This is a genomic window from Streptomyces venezuelae (genome assembly GCF_008642315.1).
In the GTDB taxonomy this organism is placed as follows: domain Bacteria; phylum Actinomycetota; class Actinomycetes; order Streptomycetales; family Streptomycetaceae; genus Streptomyces; species Streptomyces venezuelae_D.
Genome location: NZ_CP029192.1, coordinates 3,869,994 through 3,889,317 on the forward strand (window position 1 = coordinate 3,869,994; position 19,324 = coordinate 3,889,317).

The 19,324-nt window shown below is 69.9% G+C and carries 19 protein-coding genes; 10 read left to right on the plus strand and 9 right to left on the minus strand.

The genetic code is table 11. The features are described from left to right. Positions 1 to 45: 45 nt before the first annotated feature. The 4 genes from DEJ48_RS16470 to DEJ48_RS16485 form a co-directional block, all read right to left on the minus strand. Entirely contained in the window at positions 46 to 348 is a 303-nt protein-coding gene (locus DEJ48_RS16470; RefSeq protein WP_150216916.1) for a hypothetical protein, read from the minus strand. Then, positions 335 to 4,924, minus strand: coding sequence for an RHS repeat-associated core domain-containing protein (locus DEJ48_RS16475; protein ID WP_150216918.1), 4,590 nt, complete (start codon positions 4,922 to 4,924; stop codon positions 335 to 337). The genes DEJ48_RS16470 and DEJ48_RS16475 overlap by 14 nt, the downstream gene beginning before the upstream one ends. Before the next feature lie 139 nt (positions 4,925 to 5,063). After that, positions 5,064 to 5,705, minus strand: a complete 642-nt coding sequence (locus tag DEJ48_RS16480) for a hypothetical protein (RefSeq protein ID WP_150216920.1) — start codon at positions 5,703 to 5,705, stop codon at positions 5,064 to 5,066. Positions 5,706 to 5,806: 101 nt separating this feature from the next. Further along, the gene (locus DEJ48_RS16485) at positions 5,807 to 6,385 is read right to left on the minus strand and encodes a DinB family protein (RefSeq protein WP_223832066.1); all 579 of its coding nucleotides are present in this window, start codon (positions 6,383 to 6,385) and stop codon (positions 5,807 to 5,809) included. 122 nt (positions 6,386 to 6,507) lie between these two features. On the opposite strand from DEJ48_RS16485, the gene DEJ48_RS40770 reads away from it, so the two are divergent. From DEJ48_RS40770 to DEJ48_RS16525, 7 genes are all read left to right on the plus strand, one after another. Beyond that, positions 6,508 to 8,811, plus strand: coding sequence for a hypothetical protein (locus tag DEJ48_RS40770; RefSeq protein ID WP_263399445.1), 2,304 nt, complete (start codon positions 6,508 to 6,510; stop codon positions 8,809 to 8,811). Continuing rightward, positions 8,801 to 10,243, plus strand: coding sequence for a hypothetical protein (locus tag DEJ48_RS16500; RefSeq protein ID WP_150216922.1), 1,443 nt, complete (start codon positions 8,801 to 8,803; stop codon positions 10,241 to 10,243). The genes DEJ48_RS40770 and DEJ48_RS16500 overlap by 11 nt, the downstream gene beginning before the upstream one ends. Positions 10,244 to 10,448: 205 nt before the next feature. Further along, a complete protein-coding gene (locus tag DEJ48_RS16505) occupies positions 10,449 to 10,742 on the plus strand; it encodes a hypothetical protein (RefSeq protein WP_150216924.1) in 294 nt (97 codons plus the stop codon). 41 nt (positions 10,743 to 10,783) lie between these two features. Then, on the plus strand, positions 10,784 to 12,139 hold the full coding sequence (locus DEJ48_RS16510) for a putative T7SS-secreted protein (RefSeq protein ID WP_150216926.1): 1,356 nt from the start codon (positions 10,784 to 10,786) through the stop codon (positions 12,137 to 12,139). Next, the gene (locus DEJ48_RS16515) at positions 12,133 to 12,573 is read left to right on the plus strand and encodes a hypothetical protein (RefSeq protein WP_150216928.1); all 441 of its coding nucleotides are present in this window, start codon (positions 12,133 to 12,135) and stop codon (positions 12,571 to 12,573) included. Before DEJ48_RS16510 ends, DEJ48_RS16515 begins: the two co-directional genes overlap by 7 nt. Then, positions 12,563 to 13,267 carry a hypothetical protein gene (locus tag DEJ48_RS16520; protein WP_223832067.1) on the plus strand — a complete coding sequence of 235 codons (705 nt, stop codon included), beginning with the start codon at positions 12,563 to 12,565 and terminating at the stop codon, positions 13,265 to 13,267. The genes DEJ48_RS16515 and DEJ48_RS16520 overlap by 11 nt, the downstream gene beginning before the upstream one ends. Beyond that, on the plus strand, positions 13,264 to 13,923 hold the full coding sequence (locus DEJ48_RS16525; protein WP_223832068.1) for a hypothetical protein: 660 nt from the start codon (positions 13,264 to 13,266) through the stop codon (positions 13,921 to 13,923). The genes DEJ48_RS16520 and DEJ48_RS16525 overlap by 4 nt, the downstream gene beginning before the upstream one ends. Before the next feature lie 22 nt (positions 13,924 to 13,945). On the opposite strand, the gene DEJ48_RS16530 is transcribed toward DEJ48_RS16525, so the two are convergent. The 5 genes from DEJ48_RS16530 to DEJ48_RS16550 are packed head-to-tail and all read right to left on the minus strand — an operon-like array spanning position 13,946 to position 17,258. After that, the gene (locus DEJ48_RS16530) at positions 13,946 to 14,578 is read right to left on the minus strand and encodes a hypothetical protein (protein ID WP_150216930.1); all 633 of its coding nucleotides are present in this window, start codon (positions 14,576 to 14,578) and stop codon (positions 13,946 to 13,948) included. Continuing rightward, positions 14,575 to 15,240 (minus strand): hypothetical protein, encoded by a 666-nt coding sequence (locus DEJ48_RS16535; protein ID WP_150216932.1) that lies wholly within the window; start codon positions 15,238 to 15,240, stop codon positions 14,575 to 14,577. Before DEJ48_RS16535 ends, DEJ48_RS16530 begins: the two co-directional genes overlap by 4 nt. Continuing rightward, complete coding sequence (locus DEJ48_RS16540) at positions 15,233 to 15,694, minus strand: hypothetical protein (protein ID WP_150216933.1); 462 nt, start codon at positions 15,692 to 15,694, stop codon at positions 15,233 to 15,235. The genes DEJ48_RS16535 and DEJ48_RS16540 overlap by 8 nt, the downstream gene beginning before the upstream one ends. Before the next feature lie 2 nt (positions 15,695 to 15,696). Beyond that, positions 15,697 to 16,941 carry a hypothetical protein gene (locus DEJ48_RS16545; RefSeq protein WP_150216935.1) on the minus strand — a complete coding sequence of 415 codons (1,245 nt, stop codon included), beginning with the start codon at positions 16,939 to 16,941 and terminating at the stop codon, positions 15,697 to 15,699. A 2-nt stretch (positions 16,942 to 16,943) separates the two neighbouring features. Next, complete coding sequence (locus DEJ48_RS16550) at positions 16,944 to 17,258, minus strand: hypothetical protein (protein WP_223832069.1); 315 nt, start codon at positions 17,256 to 17,258, stop codon at positions 16,944 to 16,946. Positions 17,259 to 17,580: 322 nt separating this feature from the next. On the opposite strand from DEJ48_RS16550, the gene DEJ48_RS16555 reads away from it, so the two are divergent. The 3 genes from DEJ48_RS16555 to DEJ48_RS40340 all read left to right on the plus strand — a co-directional run bounded on the left by DEJ48_RS16555 (position 17,581) and on the right by DEJ48_RS40340 (position 19,233). Further along, on the plus strand, positions 17,581 to 17,880 hold the full coding sequence (locus tag DEJ48_RS16555; RefSeq protein WP_150216937.1) for a hypothetical protein: 300 nt from the start codon (positions 17,581 to 17,583) through the stop codon (positions 17,878 to 17,880). 226 nt (positions 17,881 to 18,106) lie between these two features. Further along, positions 18,107 to 19,108 carry a hypothetical protein gene (locus DEJ48_RS16560; protein ID WP_223832070.1) on the plus strand — a complete coding sequence of 334 codons (1,002 nt, stop codon included), beginning with the start codon at positions 18,107 to 18,109 and terminating at the stop codon, positions 19,106 to 19,108. Then, positions 19,078 to 19,233 carry a hypothetical protein gene (locus DEJ48_RS40340; protein WP_223832071.1) on the plus strand — a complete coding sequence of 52 codons (156 nt, stop codon included), beginning with the start codon at positions 19,078 to 19,080 and terminating at the stop codon, positions 19,231 to 19,233. The genes DEJ48_RS16560 and DEJ48_RS40340 overlap by 31 nt, the downstream gene beginning before the upstream one ends. The last annotated feature ends 91 nt before the right edge of the window (positions 19,234 to 19,324 follow it).

Consider the following 19,324-nt stretch of genomic DNA (forward strand, 5'->3'; position numbering starts at 1 on the left):
CGAGCGGGCGGCCCGGGGCGCACCACCGAGTCCCGGGCCGCCCGCTCAGCCGTCCCGCCCTGTCACCCACGCCGTCATCCGGTCCACAGCTGCGGCGAGTTCTCCCGCGTCGGCCAGGCGCAGACGCTCCTCGGTGACGTGGCCGTCGGCCAGGTCACCCAGTTGCAACTGTGCCTCGCCGGAGTCCCACACCGTCAGTTCCGCGAGCCGCTCCGGCCCGTCGATGCCAAGGGACGCGGCCTGCTTGGGCCGTTCGGCGGCCGGACCCTGCCAGACGACCTCGTACTCCGACGGGGCGAGCTCGGTGGCCAGCCGGTCGTACAGGGTGCGCAGCTCAGCCAGCTCCACCGGTGAATTCCTCCTTGGTCATGATTCTCTCGACGTTCCGCACCTCGGGGAACTCCGGCAATGGCAGACCCTTGCGGGCGGCCATTCTGCCGCGCAGGGAATTCGGCCCCTCGATCTGGGACCAGCCAGGTTCACCGCCGGGACGCAGAGAACTCAACGGTACGTCGTACTCCACGTAGCTCGTGCCCGGCGCCGCCTGGCGTCCGTACGCGGAGGAATCCGGCGGGTTCGCGACGTAGGAGCGGTCACCCGCTCCTGGCTGGACCCTGCCCTCCGACACCATCTTGTTGTACTCGTCGTCGGACATCCAGCGGCCTACCCGGGTCCACTCCTCGTCGGCTTCGTCACAGGACAGACCGAGCGGGTCCACCCATGCGGTCGGATTGGGTACGTAGGAGTGGTGATTCGGCGCCGGAAGGAGGCCGAGCGGATCAGGTGACTGATAACGGGCCGTGTCCGGCTCGTAATAGCGGAAATGGTTGTAGTGGAGTCCCGTTTCCTCGTCGTGGTACTGGCCGGGGAAACGCAGTGGACAGTCCTTACCGCCGCCGGATTCGCTGCGCGAACCGCCTGTGGGGCTGCCCCACAAGCTCGTGGCGGAGCTCCATGCCACCGCACCATCCTCGTCGATCAGCTCCGTGGGTGTCCCCGTCCCATCGGTGACGATGGCGTAGAAGTGGGCGTCGATCTCGCGCTGCGGAACGTCGCGGGCCGTCTCCGGAAGGCGGCGCACGCACTGCGCGACGGGACGCAACGAATCGGGCTTCCACTGCCACGTGGTGACCGTCTGTTCCCCGGTGCCCGCGCCGACCCGCACCTGTTCCGCGATCCGCGCCCCGTCCCAGGCGAACCGCACCCGCTCGAGCACCTCGCCGTCCGCTCCGATGTGCCGCTTCTCCACGCGGCGCCCCAGCGGGTCGTAGTGGTAGGACCAAACGGTTCCGTCGGGGACCGTCACGCGCACGAGGCGGTCCTCGGCATCCCACGCGTACGCCCAGGCCCGAGTCTTCCCCGAGAGCAGCTTCTGGGACTTGCGGACAGTCCGTCCCTGAGCGTCGTACTCGTAGAAGGTGCGCCCCGCACGGCGCAGCAGGGTGCCCGTGAAGTGCCGCTCGCCCTGCGTCGCGTGGTGCTCGGATTCGTCATCCGTCGGCCAGGACGCCGAGGAGACGTTCCCGGAGCCGTCGTACGCGTACGACTCGGACCAGTCGCGGCCGTTGACCTCGACTACGCGACCCGCCCGGTCCAGGACCAGGCCGCGGGTCCTGCCGTCGTGCTCCGTGACTTCCGCGAGATGGCCATCCTGGTAGTACCGGAAGTCGCGCCCCCAACGCGGTGCGGACGTCTCCGCGCTCGTCAGCGACTGTCGGGTCAGCCGATGATTGCCGTCCCACTCCTGGGCGAGCCGCACGCCCGGAAATAGCGCCCGTTCGATCTCGTGGCCGGCTTCGTCGTAGGCGAGCTCCATGCACCGCCGCGCGACGTGCAGGCCTGTGGGCCGGCCCGCGGCGTCGTACTCCCACGACGCGGGGACGCCGCTCGGCGTGGTGAAGCTCGTCCGTCGGCCGTTCGCATCGTAGGCCGCAGTAGTGGTGTCACCGTTGCAGCTCTCCTCGACGACCCGGCCCAGACCGTCGCGGACGAAGCCGATCCGCGTGTGTTCGTTCTCGGCTCCGACGAGCCGGCCCGCGGTGTCGTACGCGTACGTGGTGACGCGGTCGTCGCAGCGTTGCTGGACTACCTTCCCCAGGGCGTTGCGGATGTAGCGAGCCGTCTGCCCCGCGCCGTTGACCCTCTCTGCCAGGCGGCCGGCTGGGTCGTAGCTGTAAGTGAGCGAACGGCCGTTGAAGTCCGTCTCGGAGATGACGTTGCCCACTGGGTCACGTGTGTAGGTCCACGCCTTGTCCCGCGCGTCGCGCACCTCCCTCAGCCGGAGTTCGGTGTCGTAGGCGAAGACGAGACGCGTGTCGTCAGGGTTGATCCGCGCCGTCGCCAGATTGAATGGGCCGGTCTCGAAGCGGGTACGGGCCCCACCCGGTGCCCGGTGCTCCAGCAGGTTGCCCTCGCCGTCGTACGTCCAGCTCTCGGTTGCACCGTCAGGGCTTACCCTGCGGCTGAGCTTGCCTTCGAGCGTCCATGACAGCGTGGTGAGGCTGCCGAGCTGATCGCGCACGGCGACGATCCTGCCGAAGGTGTCCCGTTCGAACCGGGTCGTGCAGCCCAGGTGGTCCGTCTCCGCCACCGGCAGGCCGTGGGCGTCGCAGTCGATGCGGCGTTCGGTGCCCAGCGGGTCGATGACCGCGCTCAGATGACCGAGACGGTCGTATCGGTAGCGCGTCGTGAACCCGGCGGGGTCCGTACTCTCGGTCACGTTGCCCCGGTCGTCGTAGCGGTGCCGCCAGACGGCCCCGTCGGACGCGACGACCTCGACAGGCAGCTGCAGCTCGTCGAACACGACACTCAGCTTCGATCCGTCGGGGCGGGTCACCGAGGTGAGGTTGCCGTACGCGTCATGGCGGTACCTGGTCCGCGCCCCGTTCGCGTCGGTGCTCGCCGCCAGGTTGTTGTAGCGGTCCCACTCGTTGTGTCGGACCTGGCCGAGAGCGTCGGTTTCCGCCGTGACCTGGAGCAGTTCGTTGTACTCGTAGGTGGTGGTGAAACCGAGGCTGTCGGTGTACCGCGTACGCCGGTTCTCCGTGTCGTACGCCACAACGCAGTCGAGGAACCCGTCGGCGCCCTCGCCCCTGATGACGCGGTCCTGATCGTCGTAGGTGAAGCGGTACCAGGAGCCGTTGCGGTCCACCCACGACGTGATGTGCCCCTCGGCGTCGTAGAACAGCCGGAAGGGCAGCCCGCTGGAGTTGTGGATCTCGGTGAGGTTGCCTTGGCCGTCGTAGGAGTAGCGCAGCAGCTCCGTGCCGCCCGGCTCGCCGACGGCCGGGGAGGCCTCGCGGTCCGTCTCCGCCATGAGGCTGAGCCGCGTAACACGTCCGTCCACGGTCTCGACCGCGACGTGGTGCCCGCCCGAGGTGCGCATCGCTGTCGGGGTGCCGTCCTGAGCACGTTCCACGGTCACGCTGTGGCCGTTGCGGTCCGTGATGGCCCGCAGCGGAAGTGTGAAGGCGGCGAGGTCCCCGGCGGTGTGGGCCTGCGGGGAGAAGTGGCGGACGTGGCCGGTCCTGGGGTCGGTGATGCGCAGCGGCGCGCTGCCGCCGTCCCACTTCAGCGGCCACCGGGGGCCTTCGACCGGCAGGACTTCGGCACCCGGGCTTGGGACGGGATAGGAAAGGATCATGCCGTCCTCGCTCGCGAACAGGACTCCCTGATCATCGAGCTCGAGGCGCTCGTCAAGTGTGGACGCCCACGACTCACCGAAGTGGCGTCCCCACCGGTAGGTGGAGAGATGGGTGCGGCGGAGCACCATCGGGAGCAGGCCCGGGAGCGCGAAGTCCGTCTTGCCCATGATCATTTCACCCGTGACCATGTCGATCGGGTCGCCGTTCTTGCACCGCCCCTTAGTTGGCTTGCTCTTGGCAACCGCGTCGTCCGCGCCCTTGCGCAGACCTCCCTTGCCGAGCCCCTTCGCCATACCCTTCAGGCCGCCCTTGGCTAGGCCCTTCACGCCCTTGGCAAGTTTGGCGGCGGTGGTGATGCCCTTGCCGCCCGGGATGCAGTCCATGGCGGAGAAGGCCACATCCATGAGGGTGGCCTGGCCCTTCGCGTATTTGCTCAAGGTGTCGGCCAGGATGATCGCCCCGGCGACGATGACGATGGCGGCGAGGATGGGTCCGCCGACGATCATCGCGATCACGCCCACGACGGCGACGACGACCTTGCAGACGGCGACGATGGTGTCCCAGTTGTCGGAGACCCAGTCGCCGACCTCCTCCCACCACTTGCGGTTGGGGATACCCGCATCCGACGCCTCGTCGATCTTCTTCTTCGCGGTGCCCGCGGCCTCCTCGCGCATCTTGCGCGCGTCGGCCGCCATCTTCTTCGCCGCCTCCAGCGCACTCTTCGCGGAGTCGACGTCACCCTGGGCGGACTTCTGGGCCTTCTCCGCGGAGTGCGCGTTGCGGGTGGCGGCCTTGACCTTGTCCTCGTCCGGCTTGGGCACGTCCTTGCCGCCGCCGGGCTTGTCCTTGTACTTGTCGGCTTCCTTGCCGGCCCTCTCCACCCACGAATCGGCGGAGGAAAGACGGGACTTGGCGGACGACAGATCGGCCTGCGCCTCACGCCCCTTGACCAGCGCCTTGTCGGCCAGCGACTGGGCGCGCTCCAGCTCCGGCCAGTACGCGGACAGCGCGTCGCCCGCCATCTCGTAGGACGTGCGGAGCTTCTTCAGCTTGTCGGGGGCGTCCTCGAACTTCTCCGTGAACGCGTCGGCGGTCTTGCCCACCCACTTCAGGATGGCCTCGTCGCCCGCCATCCCCTTGATGTCCCGCAGCACCTTGCCCACGTCGTCGGCGAAGTCGTGCAGGTTCTTGGCCAGCGAGCGCACCCGGTGCGGATCACCCGGCGTTGGATCCTTCTCCAGATCCAGCACATGCCAGTCCCGCGGCCGATGGCCCCCCATGCGACGTTCCCCCGTTGCTCACTTCGCTTGCTGTCCGTACGCGAAAGCGAAGTTACTAAACGATCACCGTCCAGGAAAAGGCGCTCCTCAGTATCTGACGTGTCCTGCCGGTCTCCGACAAACCCTGGGAGGCCCTGTCCTACTCCGCGAAGCGGAACGTAGAAGTCACCGCGTCGAAGATGTCGAAGAACGAGTCCGCGAGTTCGAGGAGCCGGCTGCTGCCGGAGACCAGGGCCACCTTGCCCTCCTGGCCGGGGACCGGGATGAAGGTCTGCATGAGGACGACGCGGATGGTGCGCTCGTCGCCGGGGACGGAGACGTCCTCGATGCCGTACGTGCGGGCGGCGAGGCCGACGCCCGGGATGTCGACCGTCTCGACCTTCCGCCACGTGTCCCCCTCCCGCTTGGCCTCGCGGACGCCGAGCTGGGCGACGATGCGGTCCGGGTCGGTGGGGAGGACGTCGCCGTCCGGGGTACGGGCGCCGACCAGGGAGACGGTGACCGAGCCCGTCACCGGCGTATCGCCGCCGAAGCTCTCCGCCATGCAGCCGCAGTACAGCGCGCCGGACTGCCACGCGTCCTTCGACGCCTTGCGCAGGAACGCCTCGAACGTCTCCCGGTGCGGGGCGAGCTCCGGGCGGGCCCGGACGCGGTCGTTGATCATCTGGCGGATGGCGGCGTCGCGCGACTCGGGGCGCACGTCGAACTCCCACCACGTCTCCGGCACCTTGATGCTGAAGCCGCCGCGCGCGATGGTCTGCGGTGCTGTGTAGCGGGCCATGACTGGCACCCTTTCCGTCCCCCGGGCCGACTGTTCTCCGGTCCGCCTGATCTCCGGGCCGACTGTTCTCCGGCCGCCAGCCTACGGGCGGCCTTTCCGGGCTACTCCCCGGTGGCCCCGTCGATCCGCTCCCTGAGCAGGTCGGCGTGCCCGTTGTGGCGGGCGTACTCCTCGACCATGTGCGTGAGGACATAGCGCAGCGAGTACGTGTCGCCGCGGAAGTCGACGGAGATGTCGAGGGAACCGGCGCGGTTCAGTGCCTCCACGATGCCGCGGGAGCGGGCGCACTCCGCGTGCCATGTCGCGAACGCCTCGTCGGGGTCGGCGTCCGCCACGTCGAAGTCGGCGTGCTCGCCCGGGACCCGGCCCTGCCAGTGGGCGTTCGCCGCCTCGCGGCTCAGCACGTTCCGGAACCAGGACCGCTCGACCTCCGCGAGGTGCCGGACGAGCCCCAGCAGCGACATGTCCGAGGGCGGCACGGCCCGCTCCTTGAGCTGCTCGGCGGTCAGTCCCGCGCACTTCATCGCGAGGGTCTCGCGCTGGTACTGGAGGAAGGCGGTGAGCGAGGTGTATTCGTCGGCGGCGGCGTGCGGGGGGTCGGTTCTGCGGGGGACGGATATGGGGGTGGTGGGGGTGGTCGAAGTGGTGGGCGCGGCGGGCGTGGGGATCTCGTCTGGCATCGGGCCATCATGCCGATGCCGGGCGCGCGCCGCGTGGGATATCCGTGGTCCGCGCGCCGCCCTCGTACCGCCCGTCCCACCACCCGTGGTCCTCGGCTCGTCGCGACAGTAAAGTGCGGCGAATGAACGAGGGGGACGCTGTGGCCGTGGAAGCGAAGGGTGCGGGGCGCACGGGGGCGGACCGGGTTCGCCACGGCAACGGAGCGAGGCCCGCTCGGGGCAGCAGGGGGACCGGCCCGGGGCCGTGGCGCCGATCCCTCCTGGTCACCCTCCTCCTTCTCTCTTTCCTCGCCGCCGCCCCCGCCCCCGCCCTCGCCGCCGCCCCCAAACCACCCCCGCAAGAGTCCACCCAGGCCGCCGTACTCGCCGACCGCCTCCGCGAGAACCCCGTCCACGTCACCGACCAAATCCCCCGCGCCGTCCCCCGATCCACCGCCCCCGACTACGCCGAAGTGGCCGAAGGCATCAGGAAACGGACCGGCGTGCGGACCTACGTGCTCGTGCTGCCCGAGGGCGGTACCAGCATGGAGAGCAAGGCGTTGCTCGGCGCCGTGCACGACCGGCTCGGGCGGGACGGACTGTACGTGCTCATCGACGAGCACTCCGTCTCCCAGGCCGTCGCCTTCGGCGTGCGCGCGCCCGCCGAGGACGCCTGGTCGGTGCAGCTCCACGAACTCCCCTACGACGCCGGGCCTCTGCTCAGCTTCGAACGGTTCGCCGACATCATCGCGCTGGGCCCGAAGAAGGCCGCGGAGCGGGCCGAGGCCGCCCGTGAGAAGTACGGGTCGCGCGGCCCCGACGGCGGTCCCGGCGAGGAGCCCGACGAGCTGCACATCGGCCCCACCGACCGCCGCAACCAGTCCTTCGTCACCGGTATCGCGCTCACCGGCCTCCCACTGCTCGTCCTGCTGATCTCCCCGTACGTGCGCCGCTGGTGGCGACGGCGCCGGACCCCGCCCCTCGATGCCGTCTCCCTGAGCAAGGACGATGACGATGCGGGACCGGGACCGGTCACGCCCCGGCCCCGGGCCCGTCGGCTCCACTGGGCCGAGGGCGCCGTCGCCCTCGCCCTCGCCGCGGCCGTCGCCCTCACCGCGACCGCCCTCTTCGACCAGACCACCTCCAGTGCCTCGCCCCCGCCCACCGCCGCCGACATGGCGTCGCGCGTCGACCGCGTGGTGGACGGACTGCGCCGCGACCCGGTCTACAGCGACCCCGAGAGCCCCCGCCCCCTCACGGCCCGGCAGCTCGACGACCTCCGCTCCCGCACGAAGGACGCCGACTACGGCTCCGTATACGTCGCCCTCGTACCGCAGACGCCCGACGACGAGTCCGCCGGCGACACCGAGGCCTTCGCCGACGCGCTCCACCGCGGCCTCGGCAAGCCCGGCGTGTACGTCGTCGCCGACCCGCTCTCGGGGGACATCGACGTCGTCACGTACGACGTACGCATCGACGCGAACCGCATCGCCTTCGACCTCCCCGACGGCATCGGCTACGACGAATCCGAGAAGCGTTCCGCCGACCACCGGCTGGGCCAACGGCTCGACAAGCTCCTGACGTTCCTCGACGACTCGCCCCGCACGGACGACCCCGAGACCTCGTCGGTCGGGACCGGCGCGCCCGACCCCGTCGAGGACACCGCCCTGCCGCGCCTGTTCAGCACGGATTTCTGGCCAGGGCTCCTGGTGGGCGCGGTCGGGGCCGTGATCGTCCTCCTCGTGGTCGCCGCCGTGCTCGGGATCCTGGGGCGTGCGGTGCCGGGGCTGCGTACCGCCGCTCCGGGCATCCGCGTCATCCGACCGAGGCCCGGGGGCGGGGGAAGGGCCGGAGGAAGGAACGCGACGCTCGTCGGCTTCGACGCCCCCACCGCCCCCTCCGCCTCCTACCTCCGCCGCACCGCCCACGAGGAACTCACCGCCTTGGCCCGCGAGTTCGACCCCGACGCCGCCCTGCCCCCGGGTCTGCGCACCCGCGTATGGGACTGCCTCGACACCGCCACCCTGCTCGCCGACCGGGACGCCGGCGGGCCCGACGGCCGCGTCGACGACGACGTACCGGCCGCCGACCTCGCCGCCGCCGTCACGCTCGCCCGCATGGGCCGCGCCGCGCTCGCGAACCGCGACACCGACAAGCCGTGCTGCGCGCTCAACCCGCTGCACGGCCCGGCCACCGGCTGGCGCGACGCCCAGTACGCGCCGGAGGACAGCAGGCGTCGCACGATCCCCGTCTGCGACACGTGCCGCGCCTTCGTCACCGAACGGCCGGACCTCGCCCACACGCGCCGCCTCACGCTGCCGTCGCCCTCGGGCGGGCGCGGCGCCGACCGCGTCCCCTACGAGGACGCCGCGGGGCCGATGGGCGCCGCGCGCAAGGGTGTTCCGCAATTCATCCGCCAGGTACGGGAGTACGCCGGTGTCCAGTGACCCGAACCGCCCTCCGACCACGCGCAGCGCCGCGAAAGCCCGTCGTCGCCGCTTGCCGGGGGCCGCCGCATCCGCCGCCGCGCTGCTCACGGGCGGCGCCGTCCTCGCCCTCGTGACGTGCACGGCACCCGCGCTGGCGGTCGCACCCGCTGCGGCTCCGGCTCCGGCTCCGGGCGAGAAGATCGCGGAGGCGCTGACGAAGTCCCCGGTGTACGTCGATCCTTCGTACGCCGCGTCCGCCGTGCCGCCCGCCCGGCAGAAGGAACTCGCCCGGCAGATCGACGCCACCGGCCTGCCCATCAAGGTCGTCCTCGTACCGCTGGCCAAGGGCGACGCGTACGACGGGGAGGCGGACACGCTCGCGGGCGTCGTGCGCGACCGCCTCAAGGACCGCGCCCCGTCGGCAGACCGCACCCCTTCGCCGGACAGCGACCTCATCCTCCTCACCACCGACGGCGAGTTCCCCGGCTCGGTCCGCGGCCACGAGTGGCCCGGTGACGCGCATCAGGCCGAGGACGCCGCGAACGCCGTCGACCTCATGGACGAACTGGACGACGCGAGCCTCGCGGACCTGACCGCCGAGGCCGTCACGGTGATCGAGCGGGGCAACGGCACGGCGGAGTACGAGAAGCAGACGAAGAAGCTGGACGAGAGCCTGGCCGAGCACCGCGGGGCAGGGAGCGACGGCAAGGGCGGCGACTCCGGTGCCGACGGCAACAACGCTCCCCCTTGGGCCCTCATCACCGCCATCGCGCTACCGGCGCTGGCCCTCGCTCTCCTCACCCCCTTCCTCGTACGTTCCGCACGCCGCCGCTCCGGATCGGCCGCCGCCCCCTTCACCCTCCCCCGAGCCGTCTTCGCCGCGGCACGCGCCGCCGACGAGGCCGAGCTGCGCCGCCGCGCGGAGGCGGAGGTCCTCGCGCTCGGCGAGGCGGCGCGGGCGGCGGACGCGGGGGCGACGCCGGGGCTCCAGCGGGCCCTCGACGCGTACGCCGCCGCGGGCACGGTGCTCGACTCCGCACACGGGCTGCCCGACCTGGCCGGGGTCCTGGCCCTGGTGACGGAGGGCCGCGACGCCCTGGACGGCACCCCGGACCCGCTCCCCCTCTGCTTCTTCAACCCCCTGCACGGCCGCGCGGCCCGCACCATCCCCTGGCGCCCCCTGGGCCACCGCGATCAGCTGCACGTCTCCGCCTGCCCCGCCTGCGCCCGCGCGATCAGCGAATGCCGCGCCCCGGAGGTCCTCACGGACACGCCGGCCCCGGACGGCCGTCCCGTCCCCTACTTCGAGGTGGACGCCGAATCGAGCGTGTGGGCGGCGACGGGGTACGGGTCGCTGCTGGGCGACGCGGCGGGGGATGGGATCGCGGTGCGCGTGGGGCGGGGGGATTTCTCGCGGGGGCGCGGCGGGACGCGGGAGACGCGCGGCTGATTCTCACCGCCCCGGCCGGATTCCTCGACGGCGCGAGGAATCCGCACTTCCCCAGGACATCCACAGAACGGCAGCCGCCGGGGCAGGGCGATCATGGCAAAGTAGTGCCCGTGCAAGGCGACGCACCGGATAGGTAGCGTAGGGATTGCGCCAACGGGGCCGGAATCGTGAACAAATCCGGCAAGCACGGCGAGAACGGGGAGACATGTCCGGATCGGACTTGGTCGTCGACTTCCAGCTGCTCAACAAGTCGGCGAGCCAACTGAGCGCCATCGAGAAAGAGTTCAGGAATCTCGGTGAGTGGAAGGACGACATCAAGACCGCGGTCGGCGCGTCCGACATCAAGGACGCGATGGGCGACTTCGTGGACAACTGGGACAAGAACCGCAAACGCCTTCTCGAATCGCTCGACGAGGTCGGGAAGATGGTCGAGAACACGCGGGACGCGTTTCAGAAGCTTGAGGACCAGTTGTCGAAGAAGGGCAAGAAAGAGAAGTAACAGCCGCTTCGCACATTCAGGTTCATTCGGGGGAGAAGGAAATGGCACGGCCCAAGGACTGGCAACCACTGCGCGAGAGCGATCCCGTACCGGGCGACCCGGTCGCGGTGCGCGAGCAGGTCAAGCACATGAAGAAGATCGCCGAGTATCTGCGTACGCAGGCGGAGGCGCTCAATGCGATGGCCGACGCGGACAATCTCAAGGGAAAGTACGCGGAGAAGCTCGGTGAGGACTCCCGCGCCCTGGGCCGCAAGCTCGACGAGGCGGAGGACCGCTACCGCGAGGTGAAGGGCCACCTTTCCGGCTGGGCCGATGACCTCGAAGGGTTCCAGAAGCGGGCGGACAAGGCGCTGGACGACGCCAAGGACGCCCAGCGCGTCATCGACGCCCACGAGAACAAGCCGGACTCCGACAAGAAGGCCAAGGACGGCGACGAGAAGGACAAGAAGGGCGACAAGGACTCCGACACCGAGGATCCCGCCCTGAAGAAGGCCAAGGAAGACCTGTCGGACGCCCGAGGGCGTCTCAACTCCGCGGCCGGGGACTACGACGAGCGCGCGAGCCATTACGCCGGCAAGATCCGCAAGTCCATCGACGACGACATGGAGGACAGTTGGTGGAACGACTTCAAGGCCTGGGTCGCCGATGCCGACTGGATAGGTGACTGGGCGGACATTCTGAGCTGGGCGGCCACGATCGTGGGCATCGCCGCCATGTTCTTCCCCGCCCTCGGCGTCATCGCCCTCGTCCTGACCGCCATCGTCGCCGTCGCCCACCTGGTACAAGCGGCGACAGGCAACGGGTCGTGGTTCGACGTCGTCATGGACATCGGCGCGCTCAAAATGGCGCGCAACGGCGTGAAGGCCGCCAAGGCCATCAAGATGCTGCAGCAGAGCTCCCGCAAGACGGCGGCGGGAGTCGCCAAGGAAGGTGCCGAGTCCAGCGCCGCGGCGACCCGCAAGAACGCCATGAAGAACGCGGCGAAGGGCGAGAAGAAGGGCGGCGGCCGGTCGGGCGGCGACCGCCAGAAGAACCGTGCCCGTCGCCTGAAGATGGAACAGAAGAACCGCACGGCCGGCAAGAAGGCGGGCGACGAGGTGCGCGACGCCGAGATGCCCCAGATCACCGCACAGGAGAAGGCAGGCGTTCTCGGCGACGCCAAGCTCGGCCAGCAGATGAAGGACATCAACAAGTGGCGTGACACCTACCCGGGCAACACCAAGCTGGCGGACAACGCCAGCGAGGCCGCGCGCCAGAAGGACGCGCTCCGGGGCTCGTGGGCGGTCGGCACCGGCCTCGACGCCGCCGACAAGAGCGGCGACGCGGTGTCGGGCGGGGAGTACAGCAGGATGAAGGACCGGATGACCACGCCGGTGCCGGGGACATCGCGATGGTGACGCGGGAACCTCGCGAGGCGCGGGAACTGCGGGAGGCCCGGCGGGAGGCCCAGGAGGTGCGGGACCGGCGCCTGAACATCGGCGTGCTCGCCTTCCGGTGGATCTTCGTGCTGGCCCTGCTCCGCATGTTCGCCACCCCCGCGACCAAGGACTTCTTCGACGAGGAACTGCTGCCGTGGGCGACGTGGGAGTGGGCGCTGTGCTCTCTCATCCCCGGCCTGCTGATCTGGTTCGCGCGTGCGCCGAAGGACTGGCGGCGGCTGGAGGGCGAGCGCTCGCTCCTGCGCATCGCCCTCGCCTTCTACTTCCTCTACGCCCTCGCCTTCGCGCTCGCGCAGGACGTCCTGGTGCTCTGGGTCGCCGTCGCCGCCGCCCTCGCCGGCTTCGCCGGGATGTGGCATCTCAACCGCAAGGAACATCAAAGTGCCCGCTGACCAGCCCATACCGGGCGTGCCGTCCACCGAGCCGACCGACGAGTCCGCCGTAGAGCTGCCGCCCACCGGTTACCGCATCCTCCTGCCCTCCGAATGGGCCCAGATCCCGCTGCGCCACGGCACGGAGGACGCGGTACGCCGCATCCTGGACGAGGCGTACGCCCGTATCCCCGCCGACGCCCCGCGGGACAGGATCGGCCCGTACAAGCGCGAACTGGAGCGCCGCTTCCGCGCGTCCGTCGCCGAGGCCCAGCGCGGCAAGGGCCTGGACCTCTACCTGCCGGTGAAGCCCATGGGCGACTTCAACGTCGGGGCCTCGATCCTGGTCTCCGAATCCCTCGTGCCCCGGCGCCCCGGTCAGCCCCGTGACACGGCCGAACCGACCGAGGTGGCGGTGCAGTTGCTGTCGCGGGACGGCCGGGACGACGTGACGGACGCCGACCTGAGCTCGGGCGAGATCGACGGGGCGCTGGCGGTACGGCGCGAGCACGTCGCCGACGCCGCACCGGACAAGGGCGCCGAACTCGCCTCGCGGCGCGTCGAGTACATCCTTTCCGTGCCCGCCGACCCGGACCGCTGGTTCGTCGCCGCGTTCTCGACGGTCGGGGGCGGGGACCCGCGGGACGAGCTTGCCGAAGCGCTCGTCGAATGGTTCGACGCGGTGATGGCCAACTTCCGCTGGAGCCGGACATGAGCATGAGCACGGGTATGGGTGCGAGCGGGGGTACGGGCGTGAGTGAGCTGTTCTGGCCGATCCTCGACGTCGAGGGCGTCGACGACGACGCGTGGGTGATGGTCCCGCCCCGTGCCGGGCGCGCGGCGCCCTTCCCCGAGTGGGACGACATCGGCGCCTGGTCCCGGGAAGTCGCCGAGGACCTGTGGACGGACAGCGACCTCGACCCCGGCCCCGACGGCGTCGACTTCGTCGCGGGCACCCTGCTGCGCACCGCGGAGGCCCTCGCCCCGCCCGGCTCGGACCACTGGCTCTTCCTCCACCTCGACCACCCGGCGGACGTCCCGCTGCCCGTCTGCGCGGCGCTCGGCCCGGCCGCGGGACCGCGCGAGGAGACCCTCCGCGCCCTCACCGAGGCGGACGACAGGAGCGCGGTCGAGCCGCCGGTCGTGAAGACGGTCAAGTCCGACAGGCTCGGCAAGGGCATGACCACGTTCCGCTACGTCCCGCAGGAGGACTCCCCGCACCTGCTGGCCTGCGTGCGGTACGCCTGGCAGGTCGAGGAGCACGGCGCGGACGTCGTCATCTGGACGGCGTCCGAGGACATCGCGCATGTCATGCGGGCGGCGGAGGACCTGGAGAACCTGGCGCGGACGCTGAGCATCTGGACTCCCTGACCGGACTGCCACCGCCCCCGCTTCACGACGGCCCCTGCGCCTCCCCGGGCCCCGGCCCCGGCCCCGGCATGCCGATCCGATGCACGAAATCGTCGAGGTCGTCCATGGCGCCCAGCACCCGTCGCGGGTCGGGGGCGGACACGATGACCACGACGTCGCATGCGCTCGCCTCGTGACGCCAGGCGTAGCGCACGCCCGCGACGAGCGTGCCGCCCTCCGACTCCGCGCGCGGCAGCTGCGTGTAGCGCAGGGAACGCAGGCCCGTGCCGAGCAAGTCGCTGGTGAAGTCCTCCACGATCGGCTTCTCGACGAGGTCCGGGTCGTCCGTGGTGACCAGGGCCCGCAGGCTCTCGTCCCGGTCGCCCTCCGCCTCGATCGAGGCGACGTACACCGGCAGCGGCATCAGGCGCGGGTCGGGCAGGTGGAGGTATACGTCGAACCCGGGGTGGCTCAACGGAAAGCGCTCGGCGCAGGAACGGAGCGTCGCCGCCAGGATCTTGAGGTCCTTGCGGCTCGGCTCCAGGCCGCTGTCGCCCCACCACGCCGCGGACAGGTCGCGGCCCCACTCCTTGGGGCCCTTCCACGGGGTGCCCTCCCAGGAGTTCGGGATCTGCATCCACAGGTCGGTGTCGTAGTCCACATGCGGCCGGCTCACGGGCGACTCCATCGGAAGGTGCACATCATCGCGTCGAACAGCTCCACGAACAGATCCGCGTACTCGGCGTACTCGGCGGACTCGGCGGACTCGGCGGACTCGATCTCCTCGACGCCCTCGGCGAGCGTCGAGAAGACGACACCGAGCCAGCGCCCGGGATCGCCCGGCACGGGAACCACGTAGTCCACGCGACGTGAGGCGAGCTCGCCGCCACCCGGTCCCCCGGCGGCGACCGTGCGTTCCGTACGGACCGCGCTCACGCCGTCGACGTCCACAACCGTGGCCTCGCCCGCCCGGCCCGGCGATTCCAGCAGACGGCGCGAGACCGCGGACGGGTCGACGGCCACCTCGTCCGGGAACTTCATCTCCGAGACGACGATCGACGCGGGGACGGCGATGCCGTGCATGCGCTCGACCGGGAGATAGAGGTCGAGCGCCTCGGCCTTGCGGGCCTCCTGCACGGCGTCCTTCAGACGCCGCTCCAGTTCCCGCCGGTACGGCCCGACCTTGTCCCGCGGCGCGTCCGCGGGCAGCGTCGCGAACGCGTCGTCGACGAGGGCGCGGATCGCCTCTTCGGTGCCGGTCCGCATCGGTATGCGGGCCCATTCGGGCGGCAGGATCAGCTGGTAGCCGCGGGGGGCGGTGGCGGTGCGGTCAGTCACGTCGTCGGGCCTTCGGCAGGGTGCGGAGTGTGGGCAGCGCCCATTGGGTGAGCGGTGCGAGGAGCGGTACGAGTACGTAGACGACCGACCCCGTGGCGAAGCCGGTCAGGCCGTTCAGGAGGGCCGCGCCGAAGACCACCACCGGCACCCCGAAGTCGCGCCGGGGCGAGCGTTCGTACTTCAGGATCAGCCAGATCACGAAGGCCGTGGCGACGACGCCCAAGGGCCCCAGCACGTACCGCAGGACGAACAGCGAGACGTCCTCCGAGGCGGCGCCCGCGATCATGGACGTGCAGTACAGGAGCGGGGGCACCATCGAGATCACGCGCACCACGCCGACGTCCCTGGCGTAGGCGCGCTCCGCCTCCTCGGCCACGCGCTCCCGCTCCGCGCGGTCGCGGTCGAGCGCGGCGAAGTAGCGCTCGCCGGGCTCGCGACGTTCCCCTCGGCTCATGTTCACCAGGAGGACCCCACTTCGGCGGTGTACTCGTTCTTGTAGGCCTGGAACGGCTCGAAGTACGGCTTGTCCACCGTGTCGCTCGACCCGAGGGCCTTGCCGCCCAGGTCGATGCCCTGGCCGGAGAGGAAGACCTGCTGGTTGAGGCGGAGTTGGCTCTCGGCGCCCCGGCTGGCGGCGTGGACGGCGTCGTTGCCCGCGTGGGCGCCCCGCATCCTCATCATGTCCTTGTACGCCACGGCCGCGTCCTTGTCGCCGCCCGCCCTGACGATGTCCATCCTGCTCGCCTTGGGCACCGGCGCCTTGGCGGCCAGCTTCTCGGCGCCCGCGCCGGCCTTGGCGGCCACGGCGTCGGCCTGCTCGATGGCTGCGCGCGCGGCGCGCTTCTGCGCCTTGGTGGCGCTCTTGCTGGCCAGCGTGCGCCCGGCCTGCCCGTACACCTTGTTCATGCTGTTCTTGGCCGCGCCCGCGGCGGCCTTCTTGGCGCCCTGCCCGGCGGCGAGCCGGGTGGCGGCCTGGCCGGCCTTCAGGCCCGACACCGCACCGCGGCCGAGCCCCATGGTCGCCAGCGCGAAGACGTCGAGGGCGACGTCGGCCCAGGAGCCCTGCCCCGCCGCGGCCATCACCACTCTCGCCACAAGGACCGCGATTCCCGCGGCGAGGACCACCCCGATCCCGATGCCGGAGATGAAGATCGCCGCGATGGCGAGCGCGGTGGCGACGTAACTGGCGATCTCGATGACGACCTTCAGCCAGCCGGCGTTCTTGTCGATCCAGTCCTTGACGTCGTCCCACCAGCTGTCGGTGAGGGGGTCGTCGTCGATGGCGTTCTCGATCAGGGTGGCCAGCTCGTCGGCCCGCTCGTGGTAGCGCTCGGTGGCCGTCTTCAGATCCTCCTTGGCCTGCTCCTCGTCGCTCTTGGCGAGCAGGCGGGCGTCCTCGGCGGCGGACTGGACGATCCGCAGCTGCTCGGACCAGTCCGAGAGGTGCTTCCGGACGCCTTCGTACCGCTCCGCGGTCTGGTCCAGCCTCTCGCCGAGCTCACCCGCGCCCTCGGTCAACCGGTCCGAGTACTTGCCCTTCAGGCCGTCCTTCCTGGCGATCCTGCGGAGCTTCTCCGCCTGGTCGCGCAGCTTCTTCGCGACGCCGGTCATGTGCTCGACTTCTTCGTCGATGGCCTTGGGCGAGCCGGGCACCGGGTCGCTGTCGGCGAGCGGGTGCCAGTCCAGTGAGGCGCGCGACACGGCTACTCCCCCTCCCCGGCACCGGACTTGTGCCGCTCCTTCTTCCGCTTCCGCGCGGCCTCCGCGAGATCGAGATCGGCCTTCTCGAAGGTCTTCCGCGTCGACTCGACCCAGCCGCCGATCTCCTCGATCTGCTCGACGAGCTTGCCGCGGTGCCGGTCCCAGTTGTCCACGAAGGTCGACATGGCCTCAACCATGCGCTCCTCCCCGACAACCCCCCTGAGCTCCTTCTTCCACTCGTCGATACCGTCGAACTCGTTCTTGATGGAGTGGAGTTGCTTCTCCGTCGACTTGAGCAGGGTGATGTCGACGGACAAGTCCGGAACGCTCACCTGAAACCCCCCGTCAGTTCTGGACCACGGCCCCACGCCGAACTACTACAAGCATGTAGAGCGAAGCTATCACCACTCATCCACCTCCCCACCTTCGCCACGCGAGTCGCACTGGCAAACGGATGCCGAACACCTGATACCTGAATTACCAAGTCAGAACGAACCTTTCCGCCCGCCCACTTCGCATTACGACACAGTGACGGTCGTCGACATTTCCGAACTTGCCCGGCTTTCTCCCGTGGCAGCCTCGGCGGTCCGCTGGATAGCGTCGTCCCGTTGGAGGCGCCGCACGGGGAGAGAGTCCGCAGTGTCAGGACCAGACTTGACGGTCGACTTCGACTTCCTCACGGATTCGGAGCGCAAGCTCGGGCAGCTCAAGAAGACGTTCGAGGACATCGAGAAGCGCCGCGACGAGATGGACAAGCACTGGGGGTCCAGCGAGATCGCCGACGCGATGGCACAGTTCGTCGACAACTGGGACGACTACCGCACCAAGCTCATCGAAGGCCTCGACTCGGTCGGCAAGCTCGTGTCCGGCACGAAGAAGGCATTCGGGGATCTCGAGAAACAACTGGGCAGGCGCGACGAGAAGAAGCCGAAGAAGTGACCACAGCGACATCCAAGCGACGCCCGGCCGACTGGCACCCGCTCCGCGACTCCGACCCGGTGCCCGGAGACCCGGAGGAGATCCGCGACGAGGTCAAGCACATGCTCTCGGTCGCCGAGAAGCTTCGCGCCCAGGCCAAGAACCTCAAGACCCTGAGCGAGGAGACAACCTCAAGGGGAAGTACGTCAAGCGGCTGCGTGAGGACTCCTCCACTCTGGAGAAGCACATGCGGGAGGTGGCAGGCCGCTACGAGCGGGTCCACGGGCACCTGACCAGCTGGGCGAACGAGTTGGAGGGCTTCCAGACCGAAGCGGACGACGTCCTGCGCCGGGCCAAGGAGAAGCAGGACGAACTCGAGACGGAGAAGGCCAAGAAGGTCGACTCCGGCGGCAAGGAGACCCCGAAGCCGTCGGCCGGCGGGACGGATCACGATCCGCTGCAGGAGTACCGCAACCAGCTGGCCGGCATCACCAGCGACCGCGACACCCGCGCCGGCCACCATGCGGGCAAGATCAAGGGCGAGATCGACGACGTCATCGAGGACTCGTGGTGGGACGACCTCAAGGGGTGGTTCCACGACAACGCGGACTGGATCAAGACGGTCCTCGATGGACTCGGTTGGATCGCGACCATCGCCGGCATCGTCGCCATCTGGATCCCCGGTCTGAACGCCCTGGTCCTCGGCATCGCCATCCTCACCATCCTGACGAGATCCATGCTGGTCGCCTCCGGGGACGCGTCCTGGACCGATCTGGCCTTCGACATCGGCGGTCTGCTCCTCATGGGCATCGGACGCGGTGGCATCAGAATGCTCAAGGGCGCGAACAAGGTCACCAGTGCCGCCGCTCAGACCAGCCGGACCGCGGGACTCAAGGCGGGCCTCAGGTCGCACAAGGGAATGCTGAACGACCTGAGCAGGGCCATGTCCGGTGCACAGGACGACGTGTCCCGGAAGTTCTTCTCGGACCTTCGCCGCTTCACCCTGAAGAAGATCTCCAGGGACACGGGCTGGTGGCCAAGGGCCCGACCGAGGTATCCACGGCCTCCAAGTGGCTGCACCTCGGTGACGACGAGGCGGCCGGGCTCCTCGGCCAGCTCCGCTCCAACAAGGGTGCCTTCCCCGACGCCGTCGCGGGAGGCGCGTCCAAGCTCGGCCACGCTGGATACGTGGCATCCATGGGTGCCGCGTACGGTGGCATGGGCGTCGATGTCGTGGACAAATCGCTGAGCAAGAGCGACTCCATCGGCTGGCTGGACCAGCAGGGCCTGGTGCCCGGGGACAAGCCGTACAACGAGGACTACAACACCTGGAAAGAAAGCGGCTGGATGCCCGCCCCCGACACTCACTGGTGAGAACTCGGATGCACCACCGGGGCACCGTCGACGCGGCACAGAAAGCAGGAGAAATGGCCGACTCTCTCAGAGAACAATTGGGCACGGGGCC